Here is a 10,667-nt window from a genome sequence, read left to right on the forward strand (position 1 = left end):
CGGCTCGCATGACGTGCTCGCGCGGCAAAGAGGGAGGTTGTGGCGGGAGTTCCTGGATCGACAGGACAGGAGGCGGCTTGTCCGGGCATGGCCGTGAGAGCAATCCAGGTGCCGCGCGCGGATCGCCTGTCATCCGCCGTGGAGCGTGCTCCTGGGGCCGCTGGAGCTGCCTTCTTTTGTTGCGCCGCTGCACGGATTCGAGCAGCTCCTCACCACCCCTGCTGCTCCAGCAGCAGCTCCTCCGCAGCTTGATCAGCAAGCTCGTCGCCGCCGGCCATCACTCTCCCCAGATCAGAGCGTCGTCGCGCGATGCCCACTTTCGCTCGACCAGAACATCCGTTATAGTGGACACATCGTCCGTTCGATAGTTCGCGACGGACGCCCAACGGAAGGGAGCTTTGCATGAAACAGCTGTTCAAGCTGCTCGCCCTGGTGCTCGCGCCGCTCGCCATCGCGCTGAGCGCCCAGGCTGCAGAAAAACCGAGCGAGATCCGCGTCGCCAACCCGGGCGTGGGCGTCGGCAATCGCCCGGTGGTGGGGGGCTCGGCCTGGTCGCTGCTCAACCTGAACAGCGCGCTCGAGAGTGAATTCAAGAGCGATGGCGTGCCGGTGCGCTGGAACTTCCTGCGCGGCGCCGGGCCGGCTGTGAACGAGACGTACGCCAACGGGCTGACCGATTTCTCGCTGCTCGGCGATCTGCCGTCGATCATCGGCCGCGCCGGCGGCCTGAAGACGCGCATCCTCGCGAGCGGGCCGAAGAGCAACCTGTACATCGCCGTGCCCGCGGACTCGCCGATCCAGAGCATCAAGGATCTCAAGGGCAAGCGCTTCGCCGTGTTCAAGGGCACCTGCTTGCAGCTCTCGGCGGCGCGCATCCTGGAGGCCCACGGGCTCAGCGAGCGCGACACCCGCGCCATCAACATGGACAACGCGACCACCAAGGCGGCCCTGGCCACCAAGGACGTCGACGCCGCCATCGGCGGCCCTGACCTGCTCGCCCAGCGCGATCAAGGCATCGTGCGCATCATCTATTCGACGAAGGGCGACCCCCGCTACACCTGCAACAGCACCATCATCGGTTCGGACGATTTCATCCGAAAGTACCCCGAGATCACGAAGCGCGTGGTGCGGCAGTACGTCCTGGCAGCGAAGTGGCTCGCGGATCAGGAGAAGGACCTGAGCGCGGCATACCGCGTCTGGTCGCGCTCCGGCGTCCCGTTCGCGGCCTTCAAGGAGGACTGGGCTGGCGAATCGGTGCGAGACAGGGACAGCCCGCTCGTGGACGCGTACGTGGTCGCTCGTTACAAGACGAGCATCGCCGACGCCAAGCGCCTGGGCCTGATCCGCACGACGTTCGACTTCGAGCCCTGGGTCGATCGCAGCTTCCTCGATCAAGTCCTGAGAGAGGAGAAGCTTGAAGGTTTCTGGAAGCCCCGCACGCTGCCCTGACGCATCCAGGGGGCGACCGACCCCGACTACTTCGCGGCCTGCTCGTTCGCGTAGGGGTTGAGCTCGTTCGTGTAGACGCGGCTCAGGGCGATCTCGCCCAGCTTGAGCTCCCCGCTCTTGACCATCCAGTCGATCCAGACCTGGAAATCGCGCTCCGCGATCAGGCCGCCCTTGCCGGCGACGCCGTAGCTGCGCCAGAACTTGATGGCCGAGTCCTCCTCGTTCCGGCCGCGCTTCTTCATCAGCGCGATGCAGCGCGCCACCACCGTCTCGCGCGGCGTGTCCCGGGCCCACTCGATGGCCTTGGCCGTCGCCTCGACGAAGCGCCGCGCGGTCCTGGGGTTTTGCTTGATGAAGCTCGTCTTCATCACGTAGCTGCCGGCGGTGAACTTGCCGTAGAGCTCATAGTCCGAGAACAGCGAACGAATGCCGCCGCGCTCGAGCGCGCGCTCGCGGTAGATGTCGCCGAGCGTCGCCACGTCGACCTGCTTCTCGCGGAGCAGCTGCTCGCCGTTCACCGGGGGAACGACGAGCAGCGTGACGCGCCGGGCCTCCTCCGGCGCGAGCTGGCCTCGCGACAGAAACTCCTTGACCATGAACTCGCTGTGGGCGCCGAGCGTGTTCATGGAGATCGTCTTGTCCAGCAGATCGCGCGCGGTGCGCAGCGGGCTGTCGTTCAGCACGTAGAAGCCGCTCTGGCGTTGCTCGTCGACACCGTAGTAGCCCGCGACGGCGATGATGGGCGCCTTGGCCGCGATCAGCTTGACGATGGCGCCGTTGAAGGCGCCGCCGAAGTCGGTGTCGCCGGTGACCACGGCCTGTACGCTCTGGGGGCCGCTCACCGTGCTGCCCACGAAGTGCAGGCGGATCGGCGCGAGGTAACCGAGATCTTCCGCGAGCTCGATCGGCGACACCGTGCCGTTGTTGCCCTGATAGCGGAGCTCGAGCGTCTCGAACTCGCCCTCCGCTCCGGCGGCGGAGGCACGCGAAGCGTCGTCGCGCGAGCAGCCCGCCGCGCCGCACGACACCAGCAGGGCGAAAAGGAGGACGGCACGCAGCGCGGCGCGGAGCAGGTGAGCAGGGATGGGACGCGGAGCAGTCATATCCGTTATATTAGACGACCATCCGCTAAAGTACAAGCCTCTCCATCTTGCCGAAGAACTCGCGCATGCGTCAGAACGCGTGGCCCTCGACGTGCCTGGCACAGGTTTTTCTTGAACGCTGTCTTGCATCAAACCGCGCGTCTTTCTCGGGATTTTTCCACGCGCGGCCCTGGCACTCTTTGGCACAGGAGCGAATCCAATGACAGACCTTCGACCTACCTGGCTTCATTTCGGCCCCGTGTTCTCGCTCGCGCTCGCCCTTTCCGGCGCGCTCGCGGGCTGCGGACCGCTCGGCTCGACGACCTGTGAGTACGACGGTGTCGAGTACAGCCCCGGCGACGAATTTCGTGACGAGTGCAACAGCTGCTCCTGCACGGAGGACGGGAACGTCGCCTGCACCGATATGGCGTGCACCTCCGACTGCACGTGGGGAGGGGTCACGCACGCGCCCGGCGAGTCGTTCCCTGCCGGGGACGGGTGCAACAGCTGCTTCTGCATGGAGGACGGGGACGTCGCCTGCACGCTGATCGAGTGCACCGGCGGCTGCATTTACGACGGGCTCGCCTACCTGCCCGGTGAGTCGTTCCCGGCGTCCGACGGGTGCAACACCTGCACCTGCGATCCCTCGGGCTCCGGGAGCGTCGGCTGTACCAAGATCGCGTGTCACGGCTGTGAGCGAGACGGCATCGGTTACGCGGCGGGGGCGCCGGTCCCACCGGGCGACGGCTGCAACAGCTGCACGTGCGACGCGGACGGCGAAATCGTGTGCACGGACGTGGCTTGCCCGGAGGGCTGCACGTATGGAGGCGTGGAGTACAGGCCGGGCGACAGCTTCCCTGCCCTCGACGGCTGCAACACCTGCTCGTGCGGCGAGGATGGCAGCGTCGCATGCACGGAGAAGGGCTGTCTGGAGGCCTGCACCTACGGAGGAGTGGGATACGGGCAGGGCGACAGCTTCCCCTCCCTCGACGGCTGCAACACCTGCACCTGCACCGCCGGCGGCGGCGTGGCCTGCACCGAGCGTTACTGCGGATGCGACGCGTCGAGCGAGTGGTGGCGCCAGTACGTGAGCACCAGCCCGGAGGAGTGCGCGCTCATCGACTTCGCCTGCACCGGAGGCCTGACCTACGTCTCCAACGAGTGCGGCTGCGGCTGCGAGCAGGACCCGAGCTGCTCGCCCTCGTTCAACTGCATGCCACCTCAGGCGTGCGATGTGGACGAGATCAAGAAGCGCTGCCCGTACTCCACGATCGTATTCTGAGCGGATACGTCGCGCTCACCCCGCGAGGCCCCGCGCGCCGCGTGACGGCCGAGCCGGCGGGGGCCGCCGTGAACGAGCCGCGGCGCGGATCATGGCGCGAGGCCGAGCGCGCGGCGGCCGAGATCGTGCGCGCCCTGCGTCGCCGCCAGCGCCTCGGCGCCCGCGAGCTCCGCGAAGGCGCGCGCGTGCCTCCCACCAGGCGTGGCTGTCTCGGAGAACGACGGGATTCGAAGCGTTCATGGCGGCCTCCTTCGACGTTCGATCTTGGGGACCGGACCATCGGCGTCGACTAGAATGATCGGATATGCCATCGGCCGGACCGATACTCGACGGCGACCTCCTCCGCGCCTTCGTGGCCTTCGCCGACCCCCTCAATTTCACGCACGCCGCGCGGCGCGTGGGGCTCTCGCAGCCGGCGCTCTTCGAGCGGCGCCCCGAGCTCGTCGCCGAGCCGGCGCACCCGCTCGGCCTCGGCGTCGCCGTGGTGAACGGCATCTGCGCGCCCCCGCGCGGGGTGATCCTGCGGCCCGTGCCCGAGCTGGGCACCGTGTGTTACCGGCTCGTCACCCGCCGCGGCGCCGAGCTGCCTCCGGCGGCCGAACGGCTGGCGGCGCGGATCGTGGAGATCGGCAAGGGCGCCGCGCGGGCAGGATGATGGCCTGTCGGGCGCGGAGCGGGCTACGACCGCTCCACGGCGCTCCGCAGCAGCGCCACGGCGGCCTCTCGCAGGATCGGCCCGTCCACGCGCACGGCGGGCGAGGCGTTCGCCAGCACCTCGTGGCAGCGCACCGGCAGAGCTCGCCCGCCGAGCACCGCGATGATGTCCGGCGTGCTGGCAGCGTAGACGATGCGGCTCACCCCCGCCCAGAACAACGCCCCCGAGCACATGGCGCAAGGCTCCCCGCTGGCGTACACGGTGCCGCCCGCGAGCGCTTCCGGGCCGTGCGCCGCCGTCGCTGCGCGGATCAACACCACCTCGGCGTGAGCGGTGCAGTCGCCCTGCCCTGCGTTGGCCGTGCGCCGCTGGTTGAAGCTCACCTGGAGCACCTGGCCGCCTTGCACGAGCACGGCGCCGAACGGCATGTTGCCGGCGCGCAGGGCGTCGCTCGAGGCGTCCACGGCGAGCTGCATGAAGCCAACGTCCAGGGGGTCGTCTACTTGATGGGTCATGGTAAGCCGACCTCGCCGTTCACCGAGCTCGCGCGTGAGATCACGCCTGCGGGCGCGCGGCGCGCAGGCGTCACACGGAGACGGAGCTGACCGACCGGGCGTGCCATGCCGCCCATCATGAGGTCGAGCCACGCGCGCGGCCGGCGAAGCACCTCGATCCGGAAGTCGCGCAGGAGCACGGTGAGCGCAATTCCCAACATCGTGTAGGCGAGCGTCCGGCCAGGGCAGAGGTGATGGCCGAGCCCGAACGCGCCAAACCGCCGCTCCTTGACTGCGGGGCTCTGGAAGGCGTCCGTCTTCATGTCGCAATACCGATCGGGCTCGTAGCGAGACGGATCGTGGTAGAACGACGAATCGCCGTTGACGAGCCCCATCGACATCCCGATGAGGCTGCCGGCCGGGATCAGGTGGCCGCCCAGCTCCACCGGCCTCCGCGAGACCCGCCAGAGGCCACCGTTGCCATGGAGGCGCAGCGACTCGTTGATCGAGCGGAGCAACACCGGCATGCGGCAGAGCGCGCCGAGATCGAGGGCTTGCCCATCCTGGAGGACGCGAGATTGCTCCTCGAGCACCGCGGCGAGCGCCCGCGGGTGCTCCAGCAGCTCCGACAGGCTCGCGGCGAGGCTCATGGCCGTGTTCGTGTGCGCGCCGAGGACCGCACCCATCACGGCGAGCGCAGCATTGCGGAGCTGCTCGGGCGTCGCGGCCGTGGGCTCGTCCCCGAGGGAACTCTTGATCACCGCATGGAGATAACCTTCCGGGTCGGCGCTGCCCTCGGCCGCCACGCGCCGCACCTCGCTCATGAAGATCGAGATGATGCGCTCCCGCGCCTGCTTGCGGCGCTTCGCCGAGGGCGTCTCGATGGGCAGGAAGAAGCCCGTGAGGTTCAGCTCGCTCTCGAGGATGTGAAACTGGCGCGCGAGCTCGTCGCACAGCGGCTCGGAGATGGTGTCGCCGCACACGAACCGGCAAGCCATGTGCAGCACGAGATCGTTGGCGAGCGCGAGCGCGTCGATCTCGCCGCCGGCGAGCCGCGCGCGCAGGAACCGCGCCGTGAAATCCGCGAGAGGGCCGCTCTGGCGACGCACGGACGCGCCGGAGAGCGCGCGGAGCACGTGGGGCTGGACCTCGACGAAGAGGTCTTCGCCGAGGATCCTGCCGGCGAGCCGCCGGTACGCGTCCACGAGGTTCAGCTCTTCACCCGCGTCGATGAAGCGCTGTGTGGCGTCCTTGCCGCCGACGAACGTGAGCGGCAGCCCGAACAGCGATAGGGTAAATACATCACCAAGCGCCTCGTGGCCTGCGCGCTGGAGCTCGGTCGGGTCGGCCAGCAGCGCGATCGCCGTACCGATGCCGGGCACGATCGCCCCAAGCCGCGGCGGCCCCGCCCCGTTGGACCGGGACTCGGCACGGACGAGCGCCCGCACGATCTTCCGCCGCGTGCGGCCGGTGAGCGGCTGGGGAGCGCTGCTATCCACCTGCGATCGAGATGTATTTTGCATGGGATGGTGACTCCAACGCTCGCACAGGAGAGAGCGTTACGATCGCTGTCAAGGGAAGAGCCGAATGCCACGCTCACCGACGGGCACCATCTGTGTGCTGCCCCTTGGTGGTCCTCCACCATGTCGTGCCGCCCGCACCCCTCACGTCACGGCGTCTGTCTTCGTCCGATTTATCCACCATCAACGATCGAACAGGGCGAGATGGTGAGGCAGCGACTGGGCTTGTGTGATGCCCTCATGCTCGCTGCTTCAGCTCATCCTCCCGCACTGCGCATGCGGTGTCAACGGTAGAGGTCGATCGCCTGCGGCGTCCTGCAGGCTACCCGGACGCGCGAACCGAGCTTCACCGATTGCCGTGGGGCAATTGCCTATACGTTCAACACATCATTGCCGGACACGCGCTGCGCGGGCCCGGGGCTCGTGATCTTCGCGGACCCGGAAGTGAGGCGCTGGGATGCGCCGCCGCGAGGGCCGTGCTCCAGGGGGTTCAGCTCGCCGCGGCGGGGGCGGCGCGAACGTACGCGATACGCGTCTCCAGCCCCTTCGGGAGGTCGACCCAGCACGTCGTGGCGTACTCTCAGGATGACGCCAAGACGTGCGCGCGCTCCTTCGTATGCGGGGCACTCGGCAACTGCACCGCCGCGCCGAACGCGTGTCAGTGACGTCGCCTCGCTGGATCGCCGCAGCGGGGAGCGAGCCTCCGGGGGAGAAGACACCAGGTCCGCTGAACGGCGGCCGAGGCGAAGAGGCGCATCGGTGGCCTGCGCTCGATGCTGACCGCCACCCCGAGGATGCCCGGAAGGCACTCCCCGCTCCCTTCGCCTGCATGGCGTGAGCGGGCGCCGGGAGGCGCACGGCAGCGGCATTCGACCGGACGCTTGTTCCCGCGCGCCTGGCGAGTCCGCTCGGCGGGGCCTGACCCGAGAGCGCGCTCGACGTTGCCGAAGACATGCCGGCGCGGCGTGCGCGGATGGTCTTCGGGATCCGGCTCCTCGCGCATGTAGTCGGCGCCACCCGGTTGCCCAGACCGGCCCAGCTTGCTTGCAAGCTCTCGACTGTCGGAGCGTTCGTGCTACTACGGCGCTCCCCATGAACGCCTCGGACGCGATCAAGGAGCGGGTGGACCGCTTTGTAAAGGACATCCTGAGCCTGGTCGAACGAGTTCAGGACGAGCACCGCGCCGCAGCGCACCGGACTGTGACGACGATGCTGGCCGATCTGGGACGGCCAGCGGCGAACGCCTCCTCGGAGCGCCGTCCGAAGCCCCGGAAAGGGCCCGCGCACGCCAAAAGGAGCGTGGCGAGGCCTACGAGGAGCGGGAAGCAGGGCGCGCTCTCGGGAGCGTCAAGCTCCACGAGGACGGCACCGTCCACGAGGACCGCACCGTCCACGAGGACCGCACCGTCCACGAGGACCGCACCGTCCACGAGGACCGCACCGTCCACGAGGACCGCACCGTCCACGAGGACCGCACCGTCCACGAGGACCGCACCGTCCACGAGGACCGCACCGTCCACGAGGAGGACCTCGGCACCGGCATCCGGCGCGGACCGAGCCACGGCTGGCACGATGACCGCGACGGGAGCCTCCACGAGCGATCGGGAGGCTGTGGTGCTCGAAACCGTTCGATCCCTCGTGCGAGGGACGGCGACGGAGATCGCCACGCGCAGCGGGCTACCGAACGGGAGCGTGTACGTCGCGCTTCGCGCGCTCGTGGCTCGCGGCCGCGTGGCGCGAGCCGGGACAGCGAGGGGCGCCGAGTACAGCCTCGTCTCGTCCGGCGGGATCCGGCCGTTCAAGCGCGTGAAAGCTGCGAGGCCCACCAGCTCTGCGGAGATGGAACGGACCGCCGACGCCGAGCTCGCGGAGTAGAAGATTCCACCGAAGCACTCGCCGCCGGCCTGAGCCTGCGGGCGGTGGCCAACGCGATCGGCATCGACGCCATGGGGATCGGCGAGGAGAGCATGACGCCCGCGTGGGCTTCCGCCGGCCGGAGCGGCTCGGCTAGCTCGAGGCTGCCGTGGACCCCCAAGTACGCCTGAGCGTCGCCGTCTGCCTAACCCGGCGAGACGCCGGTGCGCCCATTGCTGGATCGCACCGGCGCGCCCATCATTACGTGCCGAACGGTCAGCCTCCTGCGTGTCTGACCAGCAGCTTCAGTACGGCCGCGACGATCCCGGCGATGGCCGTGGCAAGGACCGGTACGGCCGTGCCGCTTAGCGGAGCACCATCTGCCAGCGCAGGTCGACGACGGACAGCTCCACCGCCTCCGCATCCGATGCGCCGAGCGACCATCGTTCCATCCGTGCACCTCCGGACGCGGACGAGATCATGGCCCGGCGAAACCGTCGAGCCTTCCATCGGAGCGCCCGAAATTATCACAGAATCAAACTGGTGGGTGTTCTAGTGCTGGGCCGCGATGGTGTCTTCCTTCTCCACGATGATATCGTCGATGACGAGCGCGTCGAGACCGCAGGTGTAGAACATCCCCAGGGCATCCTGGATGGTGTGGATGATCGGTTTGCCCATGATGTTGAAGCTCGTGTTCAGAATGAGCGGGATGCCAGTCAGCTCATGGAACTCGCGGATGAGCTGGTAGTACCTCTCCGACAGCTCCGGTGTGACCGACTGCAGGCGCCCGGTATTGTCCACGTGCACCACGGCGGGGACCTTGTGACGGACCTCTTCGCGGAACACCAGCGCGCGATCCATATAAGGCGTCATCTGGTAGTCCTCGAAGTACTCGGGCCCAAACTCGTGAAGGATCGCCGGGGCGAACGGTCGGTACTCCTCCCGGAACTTCACGCGCGCGTTGATCCTGTCCTTCATGTCGGGTGAGCGGGGATCTGCCAGGATCGACCTGTGGCCGAGCGCGCGCGGACCGAACTCGGCCCTCCCCTGCATCCAGCCGATGATCTTCCCTTGTGTGAGCAGCTTCGCCGCCTCCTTCGCCACCGTGGAGGGCAGGTGCCGGACGCGCCCGGAGGTGTTGAACCGTAGCAAGAAGTCGCGGGTCTCCGGGTGGATGTCCGTCCCGAGGTACGGCGACATGAGCTTGCGCGGGCGCCTGCGCTCGGGATGATCCTCGTAGTACGCGAGGAGCGCAGCTCCGATGCTGTTACCATCGTCGGCGGGCGCCGACGGGACGTGCAGCTTCTCGAACGAGGTCTCGCGGAGGACTCGGCCGTTCCACGAGGAGTTGAGCGCACATCCCCCCGTGAGCACGAGGTTCCGCGAGATGCCGCGGTCGTAGAGCTCGCCCAGCACTTCCCGCATGGTCTCGGCGAACACCTGCTGGCCAGTGCAGGCGATGTCGGCCGCCGCGATCGGCGGGCTGTCGGGCGAAAGGCTCCTGAGCCGCCTGACCTCTTCAGCTATCTTTGTGCGCTTGTTCATGAAGACGCCGAACTCGATCCTCCCCTGGCGCAGCTTCACCATCGCCTTGAGCTGCTTGTAGAGCTCCTCGTCCACGCGCCCGTAGGGGGCTAGCCCCATGACCTTCCACTCCTCCCCCTTGAGCCACTCGAAGCCGCAGAGGTTGCAGATGAACCCGTAGAACACTCCCAGGCTGGTGAGCTTCATGTAGAACGGGACGTCGTGGATCTGCTCGACGATTCCATCCCGGTACTTGAAGAAGGAAATGGCGGCCCCTTCGCCCATGCCGTCGACGACCGCGCAAACCGCTTCATCGAACGGGCTCGAGTAGCAGCCGTACACCGCGTGCGTCAGGTGATGTTCGTACCGCTTGATCTGCACCGGATTCGGGATCAACGGATTGCCTTCCAGCTGGGTGCCGGCGTGCGACAAGCTGTTTCGCAGCCATGCGCGCACGACCTTCTGCCGCGGGAATGGCCACATCTCGAAGAGGTCGTCGAGGGCCTTGATCGCGCGCGCGCCCACCTTGCGGAATGGGCTCAGCTCGTTCAGGACGCCGACCTGGGTCATCTTGAGATACTTGTCGCTCCAGGTGACCGCGCCGACCAGCTCGGCGTCCGGCTCGCAATACTCCTTGATCAGCTCGGGGACGCGGAGCAGGAGATCCGGAGGGCAGTGCAAGGCCCTCTTGTTCTGAAGATACCTCTCCGTGCCTTCCGCGAAGAGCACTTCGCCGTCGGGCCCCACGATCGCCAGCGACGGATCATGGAAGGACGCAGCCAAACCGATGTAATAACGCTTCTTCAT

Annotated in this window: 10 protein-coding genes; 5 read left to right on the top strand and 5 right to left on the bottom strand. The window is 67.8% G+C overall.

What is annotated here, in order from left to right; genetic code table 11:
* Positions 1 to 402: 402 nt before the first annotated feature.
* Entirely contained in the window at positions 403 to 1,449 is a 1,047-nt protein-coding gene (locus WMF12_RS21760) for an ABC transporter substrate-binding protein (protein ID WP_437873427.1), read from the top strand.
* A 26-nt stretch (positions 1,450 to 1,475) separates the two neighbouring features.
* On the opposite strand, the gene WMF12_RS21765 is transcribed toward WMF12_RS21760, so the two are convergent.
* Positions 1,476 to 2,552: an ABC transporter substrate-binding protein gene (locus tag WMF12_RS21765; RefSeq protein WP_437873880.1), complete on the bottom strand. Its 1,077-nt coding sequence runs from the start codon at positions 2,550 to 2,552 to the stop codon at positions 1,476 to 1,478.
* A 199-nt stretch (positions 2,553 to 2,751) separates the two neighbouring features.
* Here WMF12_RS21765 and WMF12_RS21770 point away from each other — a divergent pair, with 199 nt between their 5' ends.
* Positions 2,752 to 3,813 carry a hypothetical protein gene (locus tag WMF12_RS21770; RefSeq protein WP_437873429.1) on the top strand — a complete coding sequence of 354 codons (1,062 nt, stop codon included), beginning with the start codon at positions 2,752 to 2,754 and terminating at the stop codon, positions 3,811 to 3,813.
* Between the two features lie 304 nt (positions 3,814 to 4,117).
* Positions 4,118 to 4,468 carry a helix-turn-helix domain-containing protein gene (locus tag WMF12_RS21775; protein ID WP_437873430.1) on the top strand — a complete coding sequence of 117 codons (351 nt, stop codon included), beginning with the start codon at positions 4,118 to 4,120 and terminating at the stop codon, positions 4,466 to 4,468.
* Positions 4,469 to 4,491: 23 nt separating this feature from the next.
* Here the strand turns inward: WMF12_RS21775 and WMF12_RS21780 are convergent, their stop codons facing one another.
* From WMF12_RS21780 to WMF12_RS21790, 3 genes are all read right to left on the bottom strand, one after another.
* Positions 4,492 to 4,983 (bottom strand): nucleoside deaminase, encoded by a 492-nt coding sequence (locus tag WMF12_RS21780; RefSeq protein ID WP_437873432.1) that lies wholly within the window; start codon positions 4,981 to 4,983, stop codon positions 4,492 to 4,494.
* Positions 4,980 to 6,461 carry a cytochrome P450 gene (locus WMF12_RS21785; RefSeq protein ID WP_437873433.1) on the bottom strand — a complete coding sequence of 494 codons (1,482 nt, stop codon included), beginning with the start codon at positions 6,459 to 6,461 and terminating at the stop codon, positions 4,980 to 4,982. The genes WMF12_RS21780 and WMF12_RS21785 overlap by 4 nt, the downstream gene beginning before the upstream one ends.
* Before the next feature lie 1,187 nt (positions 6,462 to 7,648).
* On the bottom strand, positions 7,649 to 8,002 hold the full coding sequence (locus tag WMF12_RS21790) for a hypothetical protein (protein ID WP_437873434.1): 354 nt from the start codon (positions 8,000 to 8,002) through the stop codon (positions 7,649 to 7,651).
* 94 nt (positions 8,003 to 8,096) lie between these two features.
* Between WMF12_RS21790 and WMF12_RS21795 the strand changes: the two genes are divergently transcribed.
* On the top strand, positions 8,097 to 8,357 hold the full coding sequence (locus WMF12_RS21795) for a helix-turn-helix domain-containing protein (RefSeq protein ID WP_437873435.1): 261 nt from the start codon (positions 8,097 to 8,099) through the stop codon (positions 8,355 to 8,357).
* A gap of 44 nt (positions 8,358 to 8,401) precedes the next feature.
* Positions 8,402 to 8,527: a hypothetical protein gene (locus WMF12_RS21800; protein ID WP_437873436.1), complete on the top strand. Its 126-nt coding sequence runs from the start codon at positions 8,402 to 8,404 to the stop codon at positions 8,525 to 8,527.
* Positions 8,528 to 8,888: 361 nt separating this feature from the next.
* On the opposite strand, the gene WMF12_RS21805 is transcribed toward WMF12_RS21800, so the two are convergent.
* On the bottom strand, positions 8,889 to 10,667 hold the full coding sequence (locus tag WMF12_RS21805) for a carbamoyltransferase family protein (RefSeq protein ID WP_437873437.1): 1,779 nt from the start codon (positions 10,665 to 10,667) through the stop codon (positions 8,889 to 8,891).

The organism is Sorangium sp. So ce363, from assembly GCF_051520435.1.
Classification (GTDB): Bacteria; Myxococcota_A; Polyangia; order Polyangiales; family Polyangiaceae; genus Sorangium; species Sorangium cellulosum_B.